The organism is Corynebacterium lujinxingii, assembly GCF_014490555.1.
GTDB lineage: Bacteria > Actinomycetota > Actinomycetes > Mycobacteriales > Mycobacteriaceae > Corynebacterium > Corynebacterium lujinxingii.
Genome location: NZ_CP061032.1, coordinates 752003 through 775796, shown reverse-complemented (window position 1 = coordinate 775796; position 23794 = coordinate 752003). Strand labels below are relative to the sequence as shown.

Genomic DNA, 23794 nt, shown 5'->3' with positions numbered 1-23794 from the left:
TGGGGGTCGGGTTAACGTCCTGCGCGCCACTTGTGGAACGACGGGAAGGGCGGGTCAGTGAATTCGGGGATGGTTTCGAGGTGGGCGATGTACTCGGTACGCAGCCCGTTTTCGGCTTCGAGCGCGGCAAGGCGCTGATCACGCTCGGCGAGTTGCTCCTTGAAAAACGCCTTCATCTCGGTCGTGAGGGTTTGCCAGTTCGCGGGTTCTGCCGCCTCCGCCTGCGCTTTATTCGTGGCTTTAATGCCGGCGTAGGTGAGCGCTGCGCCAACAACGCCGACGATGAGGGTGACGAGAGCGCTAAGCATCTCGGAGTTCATGGGCGACCTCCTCACTAGTGGGCTTTGGCTCGCGCACCCCACGCCACACAGCCCACAGTGCAAGCCCCGCGATCGATAGATGATGCGTCGCGAACACAAGGTTTAGCAGATGGTTCGCGAGCAGCGCGTCCAAGAAGTACGAGCAGAACCAGATTCCGTTCAACCCGGCGAGCAGACCGATTCCCCACGGGGAGAACCGTGACTGCCAAAACGCGGCGACGAACGCGAACAGCGACGCAGCAAGCCACACCCACCCCCACGTACTCATCGGCGCGATATTCTCCACCGGGTGCAGCGGGCGCGTGATCGGCTCCATCACACCGGGAATGTAGGCGAGACCACGGACGAAGCCGGTGACACTCAGAAAGACCAGGGCGGGTCCAACAGTCAAACACCAGCCACGCAGCCGGTACGCGGGTGGCCGCATCCTCTCAGGCAGGTGATCAATCGGCATATGGCACCTCGTCTACGGTGGGGCCGGTGTAGACGGGCAGGGTTGCGGGGCGGGCCGCGTCAGCGTCGGCTTTCTCGACGCGGGCAGTCTCCGCAAGGAGGCGCTGCTCCTGGCCTTTGGTGACGGCGGGGACGGTAAAGCGCGCCAGCCCGTAGGCCACGAGCGACGCGGCCACGCCGAGCACGTCACCGGCGGCACCGGCCGTGGCGGGGATCGCGTCGATGTTGTCCACTATCAAGGTGGCGACCCACACGACCAGGGCGACAAGCGCGGACAGTGATTCTTTACGCAGCGCGAGCGGAGATTGCGTGCGGCGGACGTTTTCGACGGCGCGCTGCATGGTGTTCTGGCTCATTATTTTCCTCCCAGGTTGTCGATCTTGCGGGTGAGGTCGGCCACGTCGTGGCGCAGTGCTGCTACCGCGTCGACGAGGGTGAGGTTTTGGCCGGCCTTGTTTTTGCCGAGTTGCGGCCACCCGCCACCACTGGGCCCACGCAGTTGCGTCCACACGTCCTGCAACGCATCGATCTGCGGGCCGAAGAACCCCTTGATGAAGTCGGTGAAGTATTTGGCGGTGAGCATGACGCTTGATCCTCCTGCGGGGGTTTTCTTGGCGTGGCGACCTGTGGTGGTGCCGTTCTTTTTCGCCTTGAGTTCGTCGTAGAAACGCTGCGCTTCACCGATCAGTGCGGCGTTGTATTTCCCGCCGGGTGCGAGGTGGTAGGGGCAGGTGGTGGAGGTGAACTCGCGGTGGTAGCGCACGTTGTCACCGGACACGGGGCGACCTAAGCCGTAGTACAGGCAGACGGCTGCGATGAGACGGCCTGCTTCACGGATTGCGGTGTCGGTGATGGGCCACCCGGCGTTCGGGCCTGCACTGTTGGATACTTCGATCCCGATGGAGCGCTGGTTGGTGTACTGGTTGGCCGCGTGCCAGGCGGTGTCGCGATCCCACACGAGTTGACCGATTACGCCGTCGGATTGGACTTGGTAGTGGGCTGATGCTGCTCGCGTTTGCCACACCTGCCAGATTTGGTCGATGGATAGGACACCCGCGTTGTGGTGGACCACGACGCATTCCACCTTGTTCCCGCCGCGTCCTTTGGTGTAGTGCTTGTTCATTAGTTTCACGCGGTCTGGTTCGAGCGTGAGCCAGTTTTTCATCGTGCGCCCTCCTTTTGGGTATGAGAAAAGCCCTGCATGGTGGTGCGGGGCTTCGGGGTGGGTTTTGTGGTTAGGCGGGTAGTGGTCGCCATTCCTTCGCCTCGGTGCTGGGGCGCGTGTTTTCAGTGGCGCGGTGCAGGCGTTGGGAAACGTAGGCAACGCCGTTGTCGAGTGCGAGTTCCCCGGCGGAGTACCACTCCCCCGCTTTCCACGGCTGGGCCATGGGTGCCGGGGTGGTTTCCTCGGGTTCGGTGATGAGCCCGGGTGCGTCGGTGTCCACCTCAGGGTCGTTGCCGTCCGCGATCAGTTCCGGGCGCAGGTAGTGGGCGGTAACATCCTCCCACCCGTCGAACGGTGTGCCGGGTTCCTTGTCGGTCAGGCGGCGGGCGCGGTATGCCCGCTCGCTATGTTTGACGAGTGACATGGGCGGGTACGCGGACGCTTTGGACGTGGGCTGCACCCAGGCCGGCAGTTTCGCGAACAGATCCTCCAACGTTTCCGCCACCTCAACGTCGGTGGCGTAGTCGGGGGCTAGTTCGGGGTGCTGCTCCTGGAGTTGCGCGACGAGTTCCGCTTCCGCTTGCTCGATCTGGGGTGCTGCTTCACGTCGGGGGAACTCGGTGGTGGTGATCCAAGTGCGCAGCGTGCGCAGGTCACCGTCCGGCAAGGTTTGCGCTGCCTGTTGGACTTCTTCAAGCGTTGCCATGATGTCCTTTCAAAATGAGTGAACCCCGCGACGTGGCGGGGGTTAGTTTTCTGGTGGGAAGTTCACGATCTGCACCGACACGGAGCCGTTGTTCTGCGCATTCGTGGTGACGTTGCGGGCCTGCACGATGAGATTCATCGCATTGTCTGCCGGGGTGGAGATTTGGCCTGCCCACACGCGGATCGTCTCGTGGTCGACGAACGTCCAGGGCACTAGCTCTTTTTTGAACTGCGTATCGCCTTCAAGTTCGACTCGGAGCCCAGCGCTCGACATGCCGGTTGCGACGATGGTGACCATCGACATGCCAGCCGGTAGCGGGATACGAGTACCACCACCGACCACCCGGGTCATGTAAGCGACCTCCGCATACGGCTTGCCCTTGCGCTCCAAAACGTAGGTTTTCGGCAGCAGGAAGTCGATGTTCACATCAGGGGTGGTCATGCGGCCACCCCCTGCGCTAGGTGCCGATGATCGGCATGGGAATTACTCGGGCAACCGCCGTGCCACCAGCCGTGCCTATCGTCGTGCTGAGCGTTCCAACATGAATCCAGGTTTCTTGGCCAGGGCGTGCCACGACGGTGAAAGTTCGGCGTTCCCCAGAAGGAACCGCCGCTCCGCCACTGTCTGACGTAGCCATTGTGCGCCCGCTGGAACCGGCACCATTGTTCGTGTACAGCCAAACGTTCTGGTCTACCCAGTTTTGCAGCACGATCTGATAGGCAAAGCCCTCCGCGATCTGCGTCCACGCGGTGTTCTTGTCGGTCCTGTAAAGGACCGACGACACATCGCGTTTTTCCCATTCGATAGCGAACGGCATGAACAGATCCACATCGATGTTCGGGGTGGTCACCTACACCACCGCCCCGGCGCGGTCGGCTACTCGAAGTTGAGCGGGTAGACCTCCAAGGTGCCCTTGGTGCCCGACGAGAGTTGATGCCCGTTGAGGTACACGTAATCGTTCTCGACGGCTCCGACTGTGACCATGCCTTGGCGTCCACCCCCCCCCGTTTTTTCAGGGAGGTTCAGCACAGTCCGGTAGTTTCGCGTTCCGTTGGTTTGCACCACAATTGCTACTTTCTCCTCGCCCTCCCAGGACGCGGCGATACGGCACGGCCCGGGCGGTAGTTTCAGGCCTAAGTTCTGCAATTGCTTCGGGTGCGCAGTGGCCAGTTTCGGGTTGTTTGTCCCGTCACCCACTACCGTCACCCCATACGGCATGACAATATCCACTGGTGTGGTCATATTCGTACCTCCTAAAAAGGGTTGGTTGTCCACCTCACGGCGGCCAAAATATTAAACGGCAAGGCCCTTCCTGCGATACTGCGCAGTCAAAGCGCTCAACTGGCTGCTGTACCCGGGCTGCAATCCGGTGGGCGATAGAACGAACTGCAATCTCGCAGCGTTTGACTCACCAGACCGCAATCGCCGTACCAGGTCCGCGTTGTCAGATCGGATCATCAATTCACTGCCCCGAATCTCCACAAAACAAAAAGCACGATCCGTCACAGCCAAAGCGCCAGTAGAACCGTTGGATTTTCCAGCGCTACAGAATGCAGTGCCCGCGTACTTGGCCGTTTTCGCAAGGCTGATTGAAAACGCATCAGAGACCAGAGCGGAATTCGGATTGTTAAGGTTCGTGACCCCGGTGAATTCGACGTGCTCGGAATAGCCTTCCAGACTAATTCTTCCGTTATAGATGCGGGCTTCAAACGTCACCGACTGGGCGGACTCCGCCTGAATTCGGTTGTACTCAATCGAATACTCCGCAGCGAGGAGCGTCTTATCCCGGGATTTGTTAATCTCCCTTTCTAGTTCAACGACCTCGCGAAGTGACGCTTCGGCGTTGATTGCTTCTTCCGCCGTGCGTGTTGCCCGTTCTGCCGTGTCAGCGGCGTGCATACCCGTCTGCGCGGCGAAACCAGCAGCAGCACCCACAGCCCGGATTGCTTGATTCTGCAGACGATCCGCCGCTTGCAGGTTCTTCGTGATCTGGGTGAGCCCGTCCTGCGCGTCCTTCAGCACGTCCTGCGCGGCTTTCAGATCGGCGTTGATCTGGTCCTGGACTTTACCCGCTTCAATCAGATCGTCGGTGGCCTTCCGCAACTCGCCCTGCGCGTCTGCTAGGTCGGTCATCGCAGCGGAGTGCTCCGCCTGGACCTCCTCCAACAACGTGATCGCCTCGGTGTTCAACCTGCCGACTTCCAGCGCACTATCAGCGGCCCGTGCGGCGTCCTCCGCCGTCAACTGGGCATACATCGCCCCCATCGACGCCGACCCCGCAGCAGCACCAGCAGCACGCACACCACTGGCCACCGCACGAATCGCGGTATCGTGCGCATCAATCACCTCACCGTGCTTCTTAAGCACCTCCTGGTGAAGATCCAGCACCTCGTTCTGCTTGAGGTCGATCGCGGACAGGGCCTCGTCGGCCTCGCGCTGCAACTCCGTGAGTTTTTCGCCGGCCTTCTGCACAGCAGAATCCGCGCTATCCTTCGCAACCTTGGCATCATCAAGCGCCTGAACCGCCCGATCCGCCTCGTCCTTGGCTAACTGCGCCTGCTCCTGCGCGTCCGAATGGGCCTGACGCGCATCCTTAGCGTGGCTAAGCGCACTAGCCACATGCTGCTTACCCGCCTCGATCTCCTGGTGCGCCTGCTCCACCAGCGGCAAAATCTCAGCGCGGATCTCGTCAGCACGCGCCACATGCTCACGCGCCGACTCCTCATACTGGGCCGACAACGCCGTATGCGCCGACGCCGAGCCGAGCAGCCCCCGGAACTGGGCCTGCGCCACAAGCATCTGCCGGTGAAGTTCCTCCACCTGGCCGTGCAACGTCTCGACGCTTTCGAAGATGGCGCCGTTTTTATCCAGAATCCCGTCCGACTCATCAACCAGGCGCGTCACCTCATCAAGAGCGACCAGCGCATTCTCATACGACCCCCGAGCCAACTCGTACGACTCGTACGCTTCCTGCGCGTAGCCCCGGCCACGCTCCTCCGCAGCCACCAACCCCGCCAAAGCAGACTGAATCACCCCCTCCGCATCCTCAACGGTCTGCTTGATCTCATCGGCGGTGGCCTGCGCCGACACAGCCGTGGACTTGGCGCTCGAAGCGTCAGACCGGGCCTGCGCAATCCCCCTCCGATCCCCCTTCACCTGACGCCGCAACTCCTCATTCGAACGACGCAACTCCGCCAGGTCAGAGATCAGCATGCCGCCGACATGCACCCGCCACGCGACAACCCCCTCCGAATCAGACGAGATCATCGTGATGTCCGTGACCGGCAGCAGAAGGCGCACCAGTCCGCCCCACATCTCCACGGTGACGATGTCGCCGACGTGGAAGTCCACGCCCGGGACGAAACCGCCCAGACCAACAACGGTGATGTCGCGCTCGAAGAACACGTCACCGTCGGACTGCTTCTGCGCCGCATCAACAACCGCCTCCAGATCGGAGGTGTGCGCCTGCAGGTCCACGGTCACGTCGGCGCGGGCGAAGCCGACGTCGAACGGCCCGAAGTCGCCCTCAGGTCGGTAGACGTAGCCGTCCTTGATCCGCCCGTCCTGCTCCTCGCGCTGCTGCACGTCCTCCGGCAAAACGACGTTGAACTCGCCGAACGTCAGCGTGGACGTTTTGCGCCCCGCGGTGATGTCACCGCCGTCGGCGACGAGCACCACATCAGCCAGCACAGCCATCTACTTCACCTCCTGCATTTGCTCCACCCGCACCACGATCTTCGGCGCGCTCAACTTCAACCCGCCCACCGCGGGGTCACCTGGCAGCCACAGCCGCGCCGAGATACGCACGCCGGCACGGGCGGCTGCTGGTGCGACGGTGTCGAGGAGTTTGTCGTCAGTCATGCGCACCAGCACCTCCGGCGAGCGCAGCCCGGACCCTGCCGGGTCGACCACGATCGGCGGATCGGCCACAACCCCGGGTAGGCCGGACGCCTTCCACCCAGTCTCGAGCGAGCGGGCGATCGCATACCGAATGGTTTCTTCTGCACCTTTGCCGTCGCCGAGGGTGACACCGTCGGCTGTGGTGATCATCTTCACGTCCTGCAGATCACGCGGGCGCGAGAACATCACGCCAACGTGCTCCGGTCCCTCCCAGTCGCGGGTGAACCGGGTGAACTTGCCGGAAACGGTGGTGGGTGCGGTCCAGGCGATGTGCCGGTTAAGTTCCATGAGCATGTCGGTGCCGTGGATCTCCATCTGCCCCGGCGGCACGTTGCCGTCGCCGGAGACCACCACGTGGGTGATGCGGTAGGCGCGCAGAATGCCCGGACGCGCCACCACCACAAACCGGGTGGCCTTCAACGCGAGACGAAGACGCCCCTCACTATCCGCCTGGGCGGCGGAGACACCGTCGGCGAACAGTTCGTCGACGAGCGGGTCAATCTCGCCAGTGGGTGTGCGCACCACCACCGTCGCCCTAAACGACACCGGCACGTTCGTCGTTTCCGGCGCATCCATCGATAACAACGACGGCAGCACCATGATGTGCTCGGCGTTCTCATCGAACAGCCCAACCCACTGCCCCTCATCACGGATAACGGCGTTGCGGTGTTTCTTGTGGTCGGCCCACGTCACCTCCACGGGTCGAGCACCCCCTCACGCCATTGCGCGGTGGCCCCGGCCGGCAGGATGAACCGGCCAGTCTTGCCCGGCATCACCTGCTCCGGCAACGCGGAACGCAGACGCTTCCAGAGCGCCTTATCGACGACACCCTTATCGTCGCGCACAACCAGCGAGTGCTGACGCGACAAGAACAGGGTGCGCGGGGCGGTGACGGCCGGCAGTACGAAGCGAGCGCCGGAGGGCAGTACAACTGCCCCGCCGTCACCGTTCCACTTGATTTTCAGCCATGCGGGAACATCACCGCGATTCGTCACAGTGACGTTTCCGGTGCCCGAGCGCTCCGGCAGCCACCACAGCCCCTCATCCGCCACCAACGGAACAGTTAGATTCAGCACCATCTCGTCCCATGACGGATCTTCAACAGGGTCCGCGATCGGACCGGACAGTCGCACCCGCGCCTGCGCCTCACCCAACGGCGACGCAACCACAAGCGTGTTCTCCCGACCAATGATCGGCGAGAACGCCGCGCGCAGGTCCGCGGCCACCTGCCCCGCATCACGATCATCCGATGCGCGGCAGTGGAACGTCACCGCACCCTGAATCGGCTCGACCCGTTGCGACAGCACCACCTGCCCCACACCAGTCAACGGCGACGCTGTCACATCAGCAGTCGAGCCGACCAGGCCGTCGACACCGCCGGACTTAATGCCGGCAGCCCAGTCGCCGGTGAAGTCCCACCGGGTGTTCTTGAAGTCGCGCATGGCGACCGCGTACCGCCCCACAGGCGACACCTCCCTATTCCATGGTTTAGGTGCGGGCCAGGTAGCCCACACCACTGACCTGTGAGCGCGTCTGTTCCGGCAGCGCCCGCAGAATCTCCTGCAACAAGGCGGGGATCTGCTTCTCGACGTTCAACTGCTCGGACTGGATACGCTGCGATTCGCCACGCGAGCGCATCTGCTCCGCGTGCTGCTTCTCGGAGCGCTGCTTTTCCTCCGCAGCAGCGTCGCGGTACGCCTGCTCCAACTTCTCCGTCGGAGCCGCCACCGACTCGCGCATCATCTTCGCGTACTCAAGATCGCTTTCCGCCCGATCCCGGGCGTAGATGTAATCGATCTCCTTATCCAGCGACTGCATGTTGAGGTCGTGCTCCTGGCGGTCGAAGTCGAGGTTGAATGCGTCGACCTCGTCCGCCTGACGGCGCTGCAGTGCGGCCAGGCGCTGCTCGATGTCGTAGGACACCGTCCCGACCGTCGCGTCCACAATCTCCGTGCCCAATTCGGCACCCAACTGCGCCCCCTCAGCGCCGCCGAGGACACCGCCGGCGCCCGCAGCAACACCGCCGAGGACCGAACCACCGACCACGGCCACCTTGGATTTGGTTCCCATGCCCTTCCAGGCCTGGTCCATCTCCTTCTTGTTGGCCTTGATCTGCTTCGCGCCCTTGGCGGTGTCGCCCGCGCCCTTAACGGCCATGATCAGGCCGGGGATAGCGCCGAGCGGGCCCGCTGCTGCGAACCCTGCAGCGGCCATGCCGAGACCGCCAGCGATCTGGCCCGCACCGGAGGCGACCTTGCCGGCACCCTCGAATCCGGCGGCGGCGCCCGTCGCCTGATTCTTCGTCATGCCGTTCAGCTGCGCAGTCGCCTGCGTCAGGTGCTCGGTCTGCAACTGGAGCATCTGCGCCGCGCGGGTTTGCTGCAGCGTCGCCTCCGCCACGCGCAGGGTGGCGACCTCGCGCGCACGGGACGCCTCCAGGTCGTCGAGTGCGGCTTGTTTGCGCGCCACCTCGACACCCCACAGGGCCGCCTTGACCTCCTTCGAGTTCTCGATCTCGGCCTCGGTCAGGCCTTCGATGGAGAAGATGCCAGTCTCGTAGAAGCGGTCCATCGCACCAGACATCGCCTCAATGGACGTCAGTCCAGCGAACTTCGCGCTCTTGCGAGCCTGCTCCAACTCGTACTCAGCCTGCGCCACACCAATCGCGCCACGCAAGCGGACACGATCGACGTCCTGCGTCTTAACCTGGAAATCGGCCATCGCCTTCAACCGGTCAAGCCCCAGGGTCTTCTGCTGCATGTGCAACTTCGAGATGGACTGACGCATGTCGTCCACATAGGCGCCGAGCCTGCCGAACTGGTCGAACAGGCCGGCCACGATCTGGAACGACTTGCCCATCTCCTCACCGATACCCAGCGCAAGGTCGGACGCTGCCTGGTAGCGCGCCGCGACTGCGGTGCGTTCCGCTGCTTCCAGGTCGGCTAGGGCTTCGGAGTGTGCTTCGCGGGTGTCGCGGAGTTTGTCTTCTGCCTTGTTGAGCCGGTCCTGTGCCTTGCGGACTTCCTTGGCGTTTTTGTCCTCGGACTTCGCCAGGGCGTCGTCGGCGTCCTCGCGGGCGCGCTGCAGACGCTTCTCGGCGTCGGCGATCTTGTCCGGTTTGCCGTCCTTGCGGGCCTTGGCGAGGGCTTGCTCGGCGTCTTCGAGTTTGCGCTTCTGCGCAGTCGAGAGTGCCCCGCCCTTCTTCTCCGCCTCTGCCAGTTCTTTACGTGCCTCGGCGACTTCGTCTTCGGCCTTCGTGATGTTTTCGGCCTGGGTGACGATGTTCGCGCGGGTGTCGTAGAGACCTTGCTCGGCGTCTTGGACGATTTCGGCGGAGCCGAGGAAGTCGCCGCCGAGGCCACGCCCGGCGTTGAGCACCTGGCCCTGGGCACCGTCGACGGCTGCAGAGAACTGCTGTGCCGCGTTGGTGATCTGGCGGCCTGCCTCCGGCAGCGCCTGCGCGATCTGCGACTGGAACCGCCACTGATCATTCGTCAGAACGACCTCGTCCTTGCCGGACTGGTTCCGCCCCATCACGCCAGACGGCCATCGACCACCAACGTCGAACTTCGGGATGTTCGACATGGCCCCGGTGAGCGCACCAGCAAACTGGGCACCCATCTTCTCGTAGTCCTGCTCCCAGTACTTCCCGCTGCGCGAGTAGTTCCGGGCCTGATCGAAAAGCGACTGCGCCTTGCCCCACGACACACTCTTGCCGGATTTAAGCGTCACGCCACTGACCGAAGTGGACGCCACCTCCGGCATCGACGTGTCGTAGTCAGACTCGATCTCTTCAAAACCAATCGACAGTCCACCGTCAAGCGGCAAGTAAGCGTGGTCGGTGAAACTGGAGTGGTCAGCACCAGCGGCAGCACCACCGATCTGCCCGTTACCACGACCGCCGCCCATCTCTAGGTTGATGCGGTCACCATTGTCGAAGAACAGCGTGCCAGCGGTGTGCCCGCCGTAGGGGCCGCCGTTGAACCAGCCGAACGCCATGCGTGGACCAGTCCCCAGACCGGGCTTCGCCCCCATCGACCCAAGCACCTGTCCCTGGTTACCGGTGGCGTACTTCCGGCCGGCCAATGGCCAGCCGGCGATGAATGCAGAGATGCCAGACATCGACCCGGAGCAGTCGCCCCAGTTGCCGAGCAGGCCACCACCCCAGACGTAGCGCGCACCTTCCAGCGAGCGCGGCGCCTGCTTGCCGTCGACATTCTCGCCCTTCACGAACCGCAAGACATCGCTGGCGGTCACACCACCATCCGCGCGGAACGACTGCGACGTCGGTGCCACCGACGTTCCGTCGCGGCGCACCACATTCCCGCCCCGGTCCACAAGGCCAAGGCCGAAAATGTCGGCGGTCTCCGCAAGGATCTGCGTCGACCGCTTCCGCTTCGACATCGCGTGCGGGATGAACGACTCGCCCTGCGTCTCATCTTCCGCCCAGGTGAGCCATCGCCCGCCGGGCTGGATCTGGGCCTGCTGCTTCGAGAGCAGGCCGTCGGCGGCATAGCGCACAGCACCGTCCGCGAACGCCGACGATCCGCCGTTGTCATGGCGGCGAGTGAAGATGTTGACGACACGGTCCTTGATGGACGCAAGGAAACCTTTCGTCTCCTCGACTCCACGACGCGCGGGCTCGTTATTCACATCCGCGGTCGCGGTGCTCTTTTTCTTCCCGAGCGCGTCCAACTGGTCGTTGGACACCTTCACGCCAGTATCCAGTAGCGCTTTGTTCAGATCCGCTTGCGGTGTAGGCGACTGCGCTCCCAGGAACGCTAGGTCACCCATCGCAATCGAGTTGTTCGTCTGCAGACCGTCGATGATCAACTGCGCCTGAGGAGTCGGCTCCTCCAGGTCGAGGGCATCAAGAATCGCTTGTGCCTGCGACGCGTTGACTTCAATCTGTGTTGTGTCCAGGAATATCGTCGGCGAGATCTCGGAATCACCGAGTTCTGCCGTCATCTGGGTCACACGCTGGATGGCCTCGATGGCCTCATCGTCAGCGGCACTAATCTTGACGTTTTTCTCGCCATCGGGGCCAATGGTCTCCTCCCACTTGACCCCGATTTCGTCCATGACAGCCTTGGCATCCTCGCCCACAGCGGAGATCTCGATCGTGGACGTGCCCTCGCTTTTCATGTTTTGAAGAGCAGCCCAGACCTCGCCGACTTCCTGGGCGACCCCGTCCGCGCCCTCGAGCGCGATCGCGGTCTCCAAGACCTCCGGCACACCACCGTAAGCGGCAATGAGTTCCCGGACGCGTTCCTCGGTCAGACCGAACTCCTGCGCGGTGGCAGCGATGGCCGGCGCCATCTCATCCATCGCGGCCTGGACGTCGCCACCGTTGACAGCGACGTTCTGGAGGTCACCCACCATGCCGGTCAGCCGTTCGTGGAGGTCACGTGCAGACTCGTTAGCTGGATCGAGTTTGCCGTCCATGCCGAACAGCGCGTCGCCTAGCTGCTCGACCGGCCGGTTCGCCTGCTCCGCGGCTTGGACGATCTCGTCGACAGCCGCGGCGGCATCCATCATGGCCTGCTCCGCGTCCTTCGGGGCCAGGCCCATCGACTGCAGCAGGGTATGCAGCGCTGAGAGTTTGTCCTCGCCAGAGGCTGCAGAATCGGACAGGGTTTCGATCGCCTGCGAGGCTTCGACCATGGCGGGGTCGAGGCGACGCGCAGCGGCCACGGACTCATCGAGCACAGCACGTGCGGATTCGAGTTTGTCCGCGGCCATGTTGCCCTCGTCGCCCATCGAGCGAAGCGACGACAGCAGCTGCTGATACTCCGGCCCGCCCTTGGCGACGACGGAGTTGACGTCTTCGAGGGTCAGCCCCATCTTCGACGCCGACTCCTCCAGCGCCTCGTAGGACTCGCGCGCCTCCTTGTTCGCACGCGTCTGCTCAACGTTGGCCTTGCCTGTCTCGGTGTACAGGCCCGGAATCTTCGACAGGAATTCGTCGACGGCGACCGTCGACTGGTTAATGCTGTCGTCGATCCCCAGCGGGCGCGACCCCTCCGCGATCAGGCCCGCCAGTTCTGCCTTCGCGATACGCGCAGCCGCAGCAAGCCCCTGCTCATCCAACGCACCAGTGGTACCAGCAAGCGCCGCCTGCAGGTCCTTCTGCGCCTCAGCACCATCGCGGACGGACTGCGCCAACTGCTCCTGCGCACCCTTAGCCCCCTGCACAGCCGACTGCTGCTTCACAATCGCAGCACCAGCCACAGCCAGGCCGACAGCCCACGGCCCGCCGAACGCGTTCACAACCCCCTGCCCGGCGTCCTTAAGCCCAGTCAGCGCCGCGGCCCCGGTGCCCTTGACCGTGCCTGCGAACTTCGTGACCGTGGCGGACATGCTGTGGCCGGCCTGCGCCATAATCCGGTCAGTGGCGGTCCAACCATCACCGGCCTCAAGCGCAGCCAGACGGGCGGTCTGCGCCAGGTCGCGGTGCCCAGCGGACACTTCGCGCAACGGGGCCGACGCCTGCACGTAAGCCTGCGCCATCTTCTGCGCAGTACCCTCCCCGGTGTCCGCCAGCGCCATCATCCGCGAATCAAGCCGCGAGACCTCGACACCGTTGTCAGCCATGGCCTGGCGCATCTTGTCGGCGTAGGGCACGACCATGTTGAACTGATCACGAACCCCGCCGACGCGGTCGTTGAGCCCCTGCAGCGAGCCGGACATCTTCTCGGTGATGCCAGGCATGAACTTAAACCCGGCCCACGCGCCAACCGCGGCCGTGACCAGAGCCGGGTGCTCAGACAGGAACCCGGTCACCGCGTTAAGCGGGCCCGCGAGCGCGGACGCGGCCGACGCTGCAGCAGACAACGCACCTGCGAAAGCACCCCATGCTGCCTGTCCGAGTTGCAGTCCCGCCTGGCCGAGAGAGGTGGCGATGTTGCCGATGACCGGCAGCAGTTGCTGCCCAGCCGAGGCCAATTCGGAGAACACTGCCTTCGCGGTACCGAGCGTGTTTTGGGCGTTTGCGGACTTGAAGAAGTCAGCGGCGGCCGCGCGTGCGTTCTCCAGACCGGGAACGACGGTGCCGTCGAGGAACTGCTGCATGTTCGACGCCATGGGCTTCAGCCGTTCGTTGAACGCGTCTAGGCCTGCGGTGGCCTCCTGCATGCCGTAGCGCAGAATGCCGGTGAAGGCCCCCTCGACAGTGGCGCCGGCACGCCCTGCAGCAGCAATGGTGTTCTTGTAGGCACCCTGAATGGTGTTGCCGGCTTCAAGTGCGGCACCGCCGACGTTTTCGCGCAGCGCGCGCTCGAAGGTGGCGAAGTCGACCTCGCCCGCTGCGACCATGTCGGAGATCTCAGCGGAAGTCTTGCCGGTCTGCTCCGCGAGCATCTGCAGTACGGGGATGCCGCGCGACTGCAGCTGCATCAGGTCGTCGCCCTGTAGTTTACCGCGGGCCGCGACGGACCCGAAGATCGCGCCCATCTCGTCCATGGACGCACCGGCGATACCAGCCGTGTCGGCTGTGGTCTTGAGGACCTGCTCGAGTTCCTTACCCGGCTTGATACCGGAGGCCACGGCCATCGCAGCCGTGGTGGCGGCGGACTCCAGGCCGTAGGAGGTGCCCTTCACCGACGCGAGCGCGTTGTCCATGATCATGGACACGTCACGGCTGGAGTTGCCCAGCCCGGTGAGTTTCGCCTGTGCGTTCTCGATAGCAGTCAGGCGACCCATGCCCTTGGTCAGGCCGACACCGATCGCGCCGCCGGCTGCGACACCGACGGACGCGGCGCCGACCTTGAGGGTTTTGCCGATCCCGGACGCGAGTTTGCCACCCATCGAGTGGCCCTTCTTCTCCACATGCCCGTCGGCGGCGTCGAGCGCCTTCGCGATCTCCGGGGAGATGCGCGAGACCTCAGGCACAATGGAGATCCAGCCGGTGCCGAGTTCAGCCATGGTAAATACCGCCCTTCCAGCGCTAGTGGTGTGCCCGCTCTAACTGGGCTCGAATCTCTGCCGCGGACTTACGTCGGCGCGCAGGTTTCACCGGTTCAGCCGGTTTTGCCTCCCCCTGTGTTTGGCGCAGGTTGTCCAGCGCGCGCTGCTGCATGCGCTGCAGAATCGGCTCCGCCCCCGCGGTCGGGAACACGTGCCGCTCGACCAGGTCGTACAACTCCCCCACCACCGCCACATGCGGCGTTGCGAGTCCTTCCACCCAGGCGATGAGTTTCGCTTGTTCTGGTTCCTCCTTGCGCCAGAAATGCGACGTCATCGGCAGATGTTCAACGAAGGCACGCAGATCGGACCAGGTCATGGTGCGGCCCAGTTCACTAAGTGAGCGGCCGCGCTCCATGAGGTCGGCGCGTAGCGCGTCGGTTACTCCTCGGTCGCGGAAGAATCGTCGGTGGAGGCTTCGGATTCCCCCAGAGTCACCTCGGACTTCTCAGTCCAGATCTTGTCGATCTCGTTCAGCTGGCGCACGGTGAGAGCATCGATGGCGTCCGCTTTCTGCTTGCCCGGGTTGAAGTGCTTCAGCTGGAACCGCAGCAGAGCCGTCACCGTCTTTGCTGGATTGTTTACGTCATCGATCTCGTCGTCGTGCTCGTACTTTTTGAGATCGGCATTCATTTTCGCGATATCCGCCGGTGAGTAGCAGTCGAACGGAGGCACCGAAATAGTTACCGTTTTCGCCTTACCAGCGGGGATCTCAAACTCGATGGGTTCGAAATCTGCGGAGATTACAAAAGCCATGTGGACCAGACCTTTCGGGTTGGGGTTGTTGGACCGGGCAACGTTTAGGCCCACCCGGTGAAAGTCAGGGCAGGCCCGGTCCAAAGGGAGTGATTTTCCCTGCGTTCACCGGGTGAGAATGGGGAGCAGTGGTATTTGTTGACCCCTGCTGCTCCGCCCAGGGGTTGCTGGCGCTACTGGGTGGCGCCGGCCTCCGCGTTCGCGGTCTCGCGAGTCTCCTCGGCCGGACGGCCGTCGTCGCGGTACTCCACGACGTACACCTCGCGGTCCTCACCGTCCGCGTCCTCGAGCACGTACGGGAACGCCTTGATCGTGACGTTGTACTTCGTCGACGCGGTGTGCACATCCGCGGTCTTCTCCGCCGTGGTGATACGACCGCGCGGGATGACATAAGTCTTGTACTTGTCGCCGTCCATAGCGCGGATAACGTGCGACTTGATCGGCAGACGCTGCTTGGTGTGGTAAATCGTCTTCTGGGTGCCCTCTGCACCTGGGGTGATCACCACATTGTCCTCGCCGTATATCGTGTCGATGACACCCTCGTTGTCGTCCTCGAGGAATGTCAGGGTGACTTCCTCGGTGTAGTCGTCCTGGGTGTCGACCCAGTCACCGCCACCGAACATTTTCTCAGTGTTGGATGTGCGGGTCGGCTGGACGTTGAAGCCGTCCGGGCCAATCGCGCCGTGATCGATGAAGGCATCGTCGGGCATCTCGGTCGCGGAAGTCGGCAGCGGAGTACCGACCGGTGCGTTGAAGTACACGCCACCATCAATCGGTGGGGTACCGACGAACGCGTTGTTGATGTTCACAGCCATTGCTGCTCAGTCCTTTCAGGATCGTTGGACCGGGCCTGAAAAGGAAAACCACCTGCACCCAGCGCGTCAGCGCCGCAACTGCAGGCCACCCGTGAACTGGAAGCGATGATGCTTCAAATCCGGGTTGTCGTAGCGGGTCAGATTGTTGTCGGAATATGCACGGTGCAGCGGGGCGGGCCCGCGAAGACCCGCCCATGCATCCCACGCTCCGTCGGCGAGTTCTTCAGCCCCTAGTTCGGAGGTGTCGTAGCACTCGATGAGAAAGCGCGGGTCTTTCGTCGCCCAGTCGTCGGACCCGCCACCGATGCGCGAGAGGACAACGAAACGATCCGGCCTGTTTCTACTGTCCGGCAGTTGCGTCGACACACGGACGCCAAGGGCGTCCCGGAGCGCGGCAACTGCGATCTTTTGCGCGGAGATACCTGCCATCAGCCAAGCACCCGCACCATCACGTTCTCCCGCGCGTCACGGTGCTTCGCCGACCACGTGTCCGCGTAGACGATCGCGCGCTGGCGCGACTTGCCCATACGCTGCGACGCGACGAACCCGTCACCGCATTCGGCGGCGATGCGCTCGGCGTGGTCGGCGACCAAGGACGCGACCGGCGCAGAGGCCAGGACTTCACGTAGTCCCGCACGGTTAGGCTTGTACCTCGCTGGCATTCTCTGGCTCCTTCCACTCGAACGACAACCACCCACCCGGGCCATACGCGCGCTTTACCACGCGCCGATCGCCGTCTTCGAAGATGATTAGGGAGCCGCCGTCGAACGACATCGACCCAACGCGGACGAAATCGTCCGAGTTCGGGGTCTTCACTAGCGCCCAGCGTTGCTTCACTGCGTACCTCCCAGGTTGACCACTTCTAGGCCGGGTGCCCAGCCAAACAGGTTGTGCTCGTAGTTCTCCGGCTCGCCGATAACTTCGAGGACGTCGTCGCGCTCCGGGAGTTCGACCGCGTCCTGCGGACGAAACGTGCCAACCGGTGCAAACAGTTCGACCTCGACGGTGCGCCGGGCATGTCCGGCAAGTTTCGGCTCCGCCGCGCGCGGCACCGCCCACCCCGCAACACGGACAATGTCGCGTTCCTCGGTGACCGTGTCGTTGCCCAACTCGTCGGTCTCGATCGGGTTACCGAGGTCGTCGTACCTCGTCTCACCCGCAGGCTCGACGTAGGTGTGGGTGCGCCGCACCCGGACGACCTCGAACGGCAAACGAGTAAACACCACAGGTCCTCACCCGATCCCGATCGTGTAAATCCCGCGGCCACCGCTTCGGGCCTGCCTAAGCGACTGCTTGTCCGCAGCCGTCAACCACGGTGCTCCACCAGACGCACCGGTGGAGAACCGCTTCGTCTCCGAGAACGGCCCTGCCGCGTGCTGGACGCTCTCCGCGTAGAACGCTTCTGCGTCAGGCTGCTCCAGGACGCGGGCGACCATGCGCGACGCCACGACCGTTACCCGGCGCGGCACCGGCTGCGGAATCTTGCCGAGGTAGCCCTCGATAAGCACTTCCGCCTCCTCAAGCAGACCGTCGACGGCGTCGAGTTCGCCGTCGTCGAGGTCTCGTCCGAGGCGCTTGGCTACATCAGTCGGTGTCGCTATCGGCGGTGATGGACTTTGCACGGGTACCTCCCTTAGATGCAGTCGGCGCGTGCAGGTCGCCACGCACCTCCACACCAGAAGGCACCGTGTCACCCGCACGCAGTTTCACAAGTTCACCGTTCTTCTTGCGGGCGTAGACCACGCCGAAGAAATCATTCTTGATCTTCGCCATGCGTTACCCCCTTAGAGAACGGTTGCGGCCATCGCGAGGTTCGCGTCTGCGAGCGCCGGCATACCGATGGCGGCAGCCTTGACCCACACGCCGCGCGGATCCTCGTCCTGGTACGCACCGGCAACAATGCCCGGGCGGTCCTCGGTCTGGATGCCGTACTTCGGGTCCAGGGACTCCAGGGTGGTGCCCCAGAAGGTCTTGCCCAGACCGGCGGCGGCGTCCGGCAGGAACAGCAGGGTGTCCTCCGGGATGACGCGCTCGGCCACGCCGTTGACGCGGACGCGGCGGTCATACTTCACCAGCTGCGGCAGACCCTCGGACTCGAGCAGCGCGTTGATCTCGTCGAACGACGCGCGGCGACGGATGGAGTCCTTCGGCAGGAAGCCGTTGTACTTCGCCAGCGCTCCGATCGCCTTGGTGGAGGCGACGATGTACGCCGGGGCCTCGCCGTTGGCATCGGAGTATGCCTCAGCCCAGTCCAGAATGTCCTGCACCGGATCGGCGCTCGCCTCGCCCCACTTCGTGCCCGCGGTGACAGTCAGATCCTCGTCACGACCAAAATCGGAATCGACAATGAAACCGTTCTCGTTGATCGCGGCCTTGCCGGACACCAGCACACGACCACGCTCGAGCTCCATGCGGTCAGCAACAGCCTGGCCACGCAGCACCGCCGCCTTACCGATGGCGGTGCGGATAGCGGACTCGCCACCCTCGCCGAGGAACATCAACTGGTTGTACTCAGACACTCGACGCTTCTGACCGAGCGGCGGCAACTCGAACACGATCCGACGGCTGCCCTCACCACGGCCACCGATCGGGGTCTCTGCGTCGTAGGCGCGGTACTCAGCGGCCTCCACGAAACCGTTCTCACCGGCCTCAAGGGTGACGGTCTGGGAGAGCGTGTGCTCGTTGGGCAGGAACTGCGCCAGGTTGAACTCGTCACGCTTTTCGCGATCGCGGGCGGCTTCGCGCGCGACAACCGTCAGCTCCTGCGGGTCTGCAACATCAGTCCAAAGAGCCATGGTCTAGGCCTCCTTCACGAAGATGAAGTGCGGGTTGGCCGGCATCGCAGTGACGTCCGGCGCACCCTCGGGCAGGAACTTGACGCGGATGCGGCCGTGGTCAAGCAGCGGCGCGATCACGTCAGCGGTGGTGTCGACCGGCTGGTCGACAAGCAGGAAGCCGGCGAGCTCGTCGCTGGCGGTCGCGGGGGCGAACTTGCCGCCCTCTGCCGCGGTCAGCGGGGTGCCGGCGGGCACGAAACCGCGTTCGGTGAAAGCGTCGAGCTTGGTGCCGTCGATGGTGACGGTGCGTGCATTGTCCGTGGCGTGGGCGGAGCCGAGCCACTTCTGGACAGACACGTCGCCGCGCACCTGGTAACGGGGTGCGAACTGCATTCTTTATCCTCCTATGCAGTCAAATTTCAGGAATCTTTCCCCAGCAGTTCCTTGGCCCAGGCTTCAGCGTTTTGCTTCGCGCTGCCCTGGCTTCCGCGGCCCTGATACGGGTTTTCGGGGTAGTGCTGCTCGTGCTTCTCACCGAGGCGTTGCGCGAGTGCGCGCATGTCGTCCTCGTTACCTCGCAGCAGATCAACATCGTCTTTAGACAGTCCGTATTCGGCGCCGAGTTCGAACTTCAACCGTTCGGTTTTCACGCGCTCGTTTTCAGCGCGGGCGTCCTTGAGGTTCTGTTCGACTTCGGCCAGGCGCGCGCGGATATCGTCGTTGCCGCTATCGTTGCCGTCGTTTTTGGCCTTGGCACGGTCTTCCCATTTGCGGGAGTGCGCCTTCCACTTCTCGGCGTCCTGCTGGGCCTGTTCGAAGCGTGCCTTCCAGTCGACCTGCTCGGAGTCGTCCGACTCCTGGCCGTCGCCCTGGGGCTTATCGCCGTTGCCATCGGCGCCCTTTTCGGGCTCACCGTCAGCGCCGACAGAACCGCCAGCCTCAGATCCTTCGATAGCGCGCAGCCAAATCGGGTAGGTCTTGAACATCGTTGATCGTCTCCCTGTTTCAGGTGTGGGTCGCCCCATGCGGGGCATGATGAAACCCCCACACCTTCCGTGTAGGGGTTAGTGCCAGCCCAGGACTTGCACCTGGGTGTCTGCTCCGTCTGGCTAGTGTTTGATCCCGTCGATCTCGCGCATACCCGCCAGAATCGCCCGGAAATCAGTCGTCGACGACACCTTCTCCGACGCCTTGTAGTAAGTCTCCGTCCACTCGTTGACATAGTCCGGCACCTTGTACTCAGACGCCAGCACCGGAATACACCGGCAGTGCTTGTGGTACTGGTAACCGCTCGGCCCGCCCTTCGAGAACGCCGAGTTCGCCGACGTGTACGGCTCCCACTCCGTAGCACCACGAGTGGCGAGCATGCGGCAAAACGCACAAGCGTCAGCCCGCGCCACCCGATACCACCCCACCCCGGCACGGGCGAATGCCTCATTCGCATAGTCACGCCCCCCACCCAGCACCATCTGCTGAATCGCACCCGAAATCAGACCGACCGGTGAGGACACCCCCTTGCCGAATACTGCGTAGCGCAGCATCTGCTCAAGTTGGGCCTCGTTGATCCGACCCGCAGTCGTCGCGGCAGCCCGGCTGTAGGCCACGCCCTGGGTGGTGTTGTAGAACACCATCGCCGCGTCCGCCTGGGCGTTGCGGTACAGCTCGACGATCTCCGGCACACCGGCCTGCAGACCACGAAACAGCGTGTCCTTGTCCTCGGCCTCCAGCATCCGCCACAGTGCGACGAAGTCAGCCTGGGCCATGCGGTTAATCTGGTCGATAATCTGCCAGTAGTCAGCGAGTTCAGCTGCGCCTAGTGGCACACCAACCACCTCCCTACTCAGTGCGCTGCCGCGCCAACTCCTCCGCAAGCGGATCAGCCGGCAACTCCTTCTTCGACGCCAGCATCAAAAGCTCACGGAACGACTCCTGCGACCACTCCTGCTGAATCCGACGAATATCAGCATCCGAATAACCCATCCGCTCCAACGCCACAACGGAATTACGCGCCAGTGCGCCGACCTCGATCTGCTTCGTGACCGCATCCGTCGCAGCAGCAACCGTCGGCGTCGCCGGGTCACGCCACCGCGACGACACCGCAGCCATAAACTCCGGCGTCGGCACCGCAGCCTCCTCGGACCGCTGAGCCAAAATCGACTGCACAATAAACGCCACATCCGCGTCCATTGGGCCGGAATAGGACGTGCATCGTCGCTCCGACATCTTCACGTTACGAGCCTCGAGCGCGCGCTGCCCCTCCGCCGACGGCGGATTATCCGTATGAAACCCAAACCACGACGGCGGAATACCGGAATACGACGACAGCAGCTGCGTGATCATCTGCAACTCGTCGATGTACGGCGTCGGCGGCGCCGACTGATACTGCCCAGTCGACGGATTCTTCCCATCCTCCTCCTGAGTCGGAAGAATCACCGCCCGAGTCATCGCAACATCGAAGCCCTTCTTAATCCGCTCAAACTCCGACATCTCAGCGTCAGACTCCGGGTCGAAACCCAAATCCTCCGGCAGGATATTCGCGAACCACTTCTGCGGCGTCGTGTAAATCTCGCGGTTGTACTCCATCTCCAAAATCGTGCGCTGCGCATGATCAATCGCGTACCGCACCGGCTTCGTCAACTCAGACTGGCCGCGAGTGCGCCCGGCGCGCGACTTGTTCGGAAACGCCACCAGCCCACACCGGCCACGGTTATGCACATGACGCGTCACCCTGGACTCGCCATGCTCACGCACCACCGTCACCGTCATATCCGGCAGATACAACGTCAACAGGTCCTCCCCCTCCGGGCCCTGCTTCATCACCAGACCCGCCGACACACGGTTCGCGCGATCATCCCACAGATATGTCGCGTCAGAGGATGACACTGCGTTGATGATCACATCCGGCTCCCCCGCACCACCGGCAGTGACCTCTAGGAAACCGACGCCGGTGACGAGCGAATCGAGTTTGACCTTGTTGAACTCCGTAGACAGCCGGTTCTCTCGCGCGACAGCCTGCAGCCCGTCCGCCTGATCCTCGTCGGCAGTCCAGCCGAGCCAGTCAATGCGCTCCTCCAGGGCGTCGACAATGACCCCACCCCAGCCAATCGACGCGTCAACGTTGACCAGATTCGACGGGACCGCGATCTCCATGTTCTTCAGCTCGACATCGCCGTCGTAGTAACGCCACTTCGTGACGTTCTTCTTCCGGTACGACGCCAGATCATGCTGCAGCCGACCAATCAGGCGTGCCTCGTCCTCGGTGAGACCGCTCGACATCACCACAGGGACCGTCATAACAGCACCGCCTTTCTCCGCTTACCGCTACGTTTCTTCTTCGCCTTCTGCTTCGCCAGCACCCACACCATCCGCGCGCCGATCATGCACACACCGGCGTCGATCTTCTTCAATGACTTGCGCGACTCCTTGCGCGGCACAATGCCGAACCGCCCCTCATGCCGGCGCATGTTCAGCACGTGCTGCGTCAACCGCGAATCACCGTCATGGGTAAACAAGTGCTGGCGGATTTCCTGTTCGACAAGTTCCGACGCTTGGGTGAAGTCGTAGTCGTGCGAGCGCATATCCCACGCGATCGGCGCAGCCTTACGCCCACCTGTCGACGCCCACAGCCGGTACTCGCTCTTGTAGCGCTCCGGCCAGATGTTGTGCACGTAGGCTTCCCACTCGCGCACGTCCGCGAAAAACGCGACCACGCTCCAGCGCTTATGCGCCCGGTCGACAGCCGCGTCGACAACCTCGTAGTCGATCATCGGGCGATCATCCGGGGTGTCCTGCGTCGGCGCCCACACCCCCACAGTGAAGATGTGGCCGTCGTCCATCCGCGCGCCGATCAGCGCGGTGTGGTCGTTCGACATCGAGCCGTCGAAAAACAGCACCACGTCCTCACCGTCGGCCGGCACCACACCAGGCCGGGCCATCTGCGCCCAATCCTGCGGGTCCACCCACGAATCCGACGACGCGGTCGGCCAGTTCAAATACTTCCGCTTCGAATCATCCACCTTCGACGACGTCTTCCAGATACGCGAGATCATCGCCTCGATGTCAGCCCACGGCGCGTCCGCATAGACGAACTCGAGCCCGGCGCGCAACGACTCCTCGTCCGCCAGGTCCGTATCCGGCGGCGCGATCCGCGCGTCGTACAAAATGCGGGTCTTCGCCTTCGCCATGCCCGACTCCTGGGCAACCCAGTCGTCGAAAACAGACTCTCCCACCGAGCCGATACCGGGCTTCCACGCGTTCAACGTGCCGATGAACCGGCTACCGGACTTCGTCAAGTTATCCACCAGCGTGTTATGCAACTCCACGCCGCTGTTTGACGGTGTCCAGTGCTCCAACTCGTCGCCGATAACACAAGTAACCTCAGCGCCCTCGGCGGTCGCCGCCGAGGACGTGATGACCTCAAGCTTGCCTTCCGGCGCAACGAAAATCTGGGTCTTGCCGACGTCGAGGTCGTAGTCGCGGTGCAACTCCGGCGCCCGCTGAGGCGCCACCATCGCGCGCACGTGCCGCATAGTGTTCTCCGTCTGGTCAAGCGACACCGCGGCGATCTGCACCCACGGCATATTCACCGGCTTGCCGACACACCCGCCGGGCACGTCCGGGTCGAACCGGTCGAACCGCACCGGGGCGAGCAATTCGATCAACGCCATCACAGCGGCGAATGGCGACTTGCCGGACCCCTTCGCCAGACGACGGTCACCACGGTCGAACAACCAACGGCCGTTCTCATCAACGGCGTAGAACCACAACACGAACCGGGCCTGCTCGCGAGAGAACTCCCAATGTTTCCCAGCCCGCATGCCGTTCGTGTGCCGCAGGTACGTACCCGCCCACACCAAAGCCTCATAGCCAAGCGTTAACTCCGGTAACCCCTCCGGCAGCGTGACAAGTCGATCCTGTGGGGCAGGCACACTACTCATGCC

The 23794-nt window shown here is 63.4% G+C and carries 27 protein-coding genes; all 27 read right to left on the bottom strand.

Going from position 1 to position 23794, the window contains the following annotated elements; genetic code table 11:
* Window positions 1-11: 11 nt before the first annotated feature.
* Complete coding sequence (locus IAU68_RS03875) at window positions 12-320, bottom strand: hypothetical protein (RefSeq protein WP_171193632.1); 309 nt, start codon at window positions 318-320, stop codon at window positions 12-14.
* Complete coding sequence (locus IAU68_RS03870) at window positions 301-711, bottom strand: hypothetical protein (protein ID WP_171193633.1); 411 nt, start codon at window positions 709-711, stop codon at window positions 301-303. The genes IAU68_RS03875 and IAU68_RS03870 overlap by 20 nt, the downstream gene beginning before the upstream one ends.
* 52 nt (window positions 712-763) lie before the next feature.
* Window positions 764-1129, bottom strand: coding sequence for a hypothetical protein (locus IAU68_RS03865; RefSeq protein WP_171193634.1), 366 nt, complete (start codon window positions 1127-1129; stop codon window positions 764-766).
* Window positions 1129-1938, bottom strand: coding sequence for a peptidoglycan recognition protein family protein (locus tag IAU68_RS03860; RefSeq protein ID WP_171193635.1), 810 nt, complete (start codon window positions 1936-1938; stop codon window positions 1129-1131). Before IAU68_RS03860 ends, IAU68_RS03865 begins: the two co-directional genes overlap by 1 nt.
* Window positions 1939-2008: 70 nt before the next feature.
* Window positions 2009-2644, bottom strand: coding sequence for a hypothetical protein (locus tag IAU68_RS03855; protein WP_171193636.1), 636 nt, complete (start codon window positions 2642-2644; stop codon window positions 2009-2011).
* A 42-nt stretch (window positions 2645-2686) separates the two neighbouring features.
* Complete coding sequence (locus IAU68_RS03850; protein WP_171193637.1) at window positions 2687-3085, bottom strand: hypothetical protein; 399 nt, start codon at window positions 3083-3085, stop codon at window positions 2687-2689.
* Window positions 3086-3101: 16 nt separating this feature from the next.
* The gene (locus IAU68_RS03845; RefSeq protein WP_187767822.1) at window positions 3102-3494 is read right to left on the bottom strand and encodes a hypothetical protein; all 393 of its coding nucleotides are present in this window, start codon (window positions 3492-3494) and stop codon (window positions 3102-3104) included.
* Window positions 3495-3520: 26 nt separating this feature from the next.
* Window positions 3521-3886 carry a hypothetical protein gene (locus IAU68_RS03840; RefSeq protein WP_171194391.1) on the bottom strand — a complete coding sequence of 122 codons (366 nt, stop codon included), beginning with the start codon at window positions 3884-3886 and terminating at the stop codon, window positions 3521-3523.
* Window positions 3887-3937: 51 nt separating this feature from the next.
* A complete protein-coding gene (locus tag IAU68_RS03835; protein WP_171194392.1) occupies window positions 3938-6340 on the bottom strand; it encodes a coiled-coil domain-containing protein in 2403 nt (800 codons plus the stop codon).
* Window positions 6341-7243, bottom strand: a complete 903-nt coding sequence (locus tag IAU68_RS03830; protein WP_171194393.1) for a hypothetical protein — start codon at window positions 7241-7243, stop codon at window positions 6341-6343.
* Window positions 7234-8007 carry a hypothetical protein gene (locus IAU68_RS03825; protein ID WP_171194394.1) on the bottom strand — a complete coding sequence of 258 codons (774 nt, stop codon included), beginning with the start codon at window positions 8005-8007 and terminating at the stop codon, window positions 7234-7236. The genes IAU68_RS03830 and IAU68_RS03825 overlap by 10 nt, the downstream gene beginning before the upstream one ends.
* A gap of 25 nt (window positions 8008-8032) precedes the next feature.
* Entirely contained in the window at window positions 8033-14467 is a 6435-nt protein-coding gene (locus tag IAU68_RS03820; RefSeq protein WP_171194395.1) for a tape measure protein, read from the bottom strand.
* A 22-nt stretch (window positions 14468-14489) separates the two neighbouring features.
* Window positions 14490-14825: a hypothetical protein gene (locus IAU68_RS03815; protein WP_171194396.1), complete on the bottom strand. Its 336-nt coding sequence runs from the start codon at window positions 14823-14825 to the stop codon at window positions 14490-14492.
* Between the two features lie 62 nt (window positions 14826-14887).
* Entirely contained in the window at window positions 14888-15262 is a 375-nt protein-coding gene (locus IAU68_RS03810; RefSeq protein ID WP_171194397.1) for a hypothetical protein, read from the bottom strand.
* A gap of 173 nt (window positions 15263-15435) precedes the next feature.
* The gene (locus IAU68_RS03805) at window positions 15436-16077 is read right to left on the bottom strand and encodes a hypothetical protein (RefSeq protein ID WP_171194398.1); all 642 of its coding nucleotides are present in this window, start codon (window positions 16075-16077) and stop codon (window positions 15436-15438) included.
* A gap of 66 nt (window positions 16078-16143) precedes the next feature.
* The gene (locus IAU68_RS03800) at window positions 16144-16506 is read right to left on the bottom strand and encodes a hypothetical protein (protein ID WP_171194399.1); all 363 of its coding nucleotides are present in this window, start codon (window positions 16504-16506) and stop codon (window positions 16144-16146) included.
* The gene (locus IAU68_RS03795) at window positions 16506-16739 is read right to left on the bottom strand and encodes a hypothetical protein (RefSeq protein WP_171194400.1); all 234 of its coding nucleotides are present in this window, start codon (window positions 16737-16739) and stop codon (window positions 16506-16508) included. Before IAU68_RS03795 ends, IAU68_RS03800 begins: the two co-directional genes overlap by 1 nt.
* Window positions 16717-16914 carry a hypothetical protein gene (locus tag IAU68_RS03790; RefSeq protein ID WP_171194401.1) on the bottom strand — a complete coding sequence of 66 codons (198 nt, stop codon included), beginning with the start codon at window positions 16912-16914 and terminating at the stop codon, window positions 16717-16719. The genes IAU68_RS03795 and IAU68_RS03790 overlap by 23 nt, the downstream gene beginning before the upstream one ends.
* Entirely contained in the window at window positions 16911-17300 is a 390-nt protein-coding gene (locus IAU68_RS03785; RefSeq protein WP_231699085.1) for a hypothetical protein, read from the bottom strand. Before IAU68_RS03785 ends, IAU68_RS03790 begins: the two co-directional genes overlap by 4 nt.
* Before the next feature lie 9 nt (window positions 17301-17309).
* Entirely contained in the window at window positions 17310-17699 is a 390-nt protein-coding gene (locus IAU68_RS03780) for a hypothetical protein (protein WP_171194402.1), read from the bottom strand.
* Window positions 17662-17850 carry a hypothetical protein gene (locus IAU68_RS03775; RefSeq protein WP_171194403.1) on the bottom strand — a complete coding sequence of 63 codons (189 nt, stop codon included), beginning with the start codon at window positions 17848-17850 and terminating at the stop codon, window positions 17662-17664. Before IAU68_RS03775 ends, IAU68_RS03780 begins: the two co-directional genes overlap by 38 nt.
* 11 nt (window positions 17851-17861) lie before the next feature.
* Window positions 17862-18872: a major capsid protein gene (locus IAU68_RS03770; protein WP_171194404.1), complete on the bottom strand. Its 1011-nt coding sequence runs from the start codon at window positions 18870-18872 to the stop codon at window positions 17862-17864.
* A gap of 3 nt (window positions 18873-18875) precedes the next feature.
* Window positions 18876-19247: a hypothetical protein gene (locus tag IAU68_RS03765; protein ID WP_171194405.1), complete on the bottom strand. Its 372-nt coding sequence runs from the start codon at window positions 19245-19247 to the stop codon at window positions 18876-18878.
* 26 nt (window positions 19248-19273) lie between these two features.
* On the bottom strand, window positions 19274-19840 hold the full coding sequence (locus tag IAU68_RS03760) for a hypothetical protein (RefSeq protein WP_171194406.1): 567 nt from the start codon (window positions 19838-19840) through the stop codon (window positions 19274-19276).
* A 123-nt stretch (window positions 19841-19963) separates the two neighbouring features.
* Window positions 19964-20677 (bottom strand): VG15 protein, encoded by a 714-nt coding sequence (locus IAU68_RS03755; RefSeq protein ID WP_171194407.1) that lies wholly within the window; start codon window positions 20675-20677, stop codon window positions 19964-19966.
* Window positions 20678-20690: 13 nt separating this feature from the next.
* Window positions 20691-22148 carry a phage portal protein gene (locus tag IAU68_RS03750; RefSeq protein WP_171194408.1) on the bottom strand — a complete coding sequence of 486 codons (1458 nt, stop codon included), beginning with the start codon at window positions 22146-22148 and terminating at the stop codon, window positions 20691-20693.
* On the bottom strand, window positions 22145-23791 hold the full coding sequence (locus IAU68_RS03745) for a terminase large subunit (RefSeq protein ID WP_171194409.1): 1647 nt from the start codon (window positions 23789-23791) through the stop codon (window positions 22145-22147). The genes IAU68_RS03750 and IAU68_RS03745 overlap by 4 nt, the downstream gene beginning before the upstream one ends.
* Between the last annotated feature and the right edge of the window lie 3 nt (window positions 23792-23794).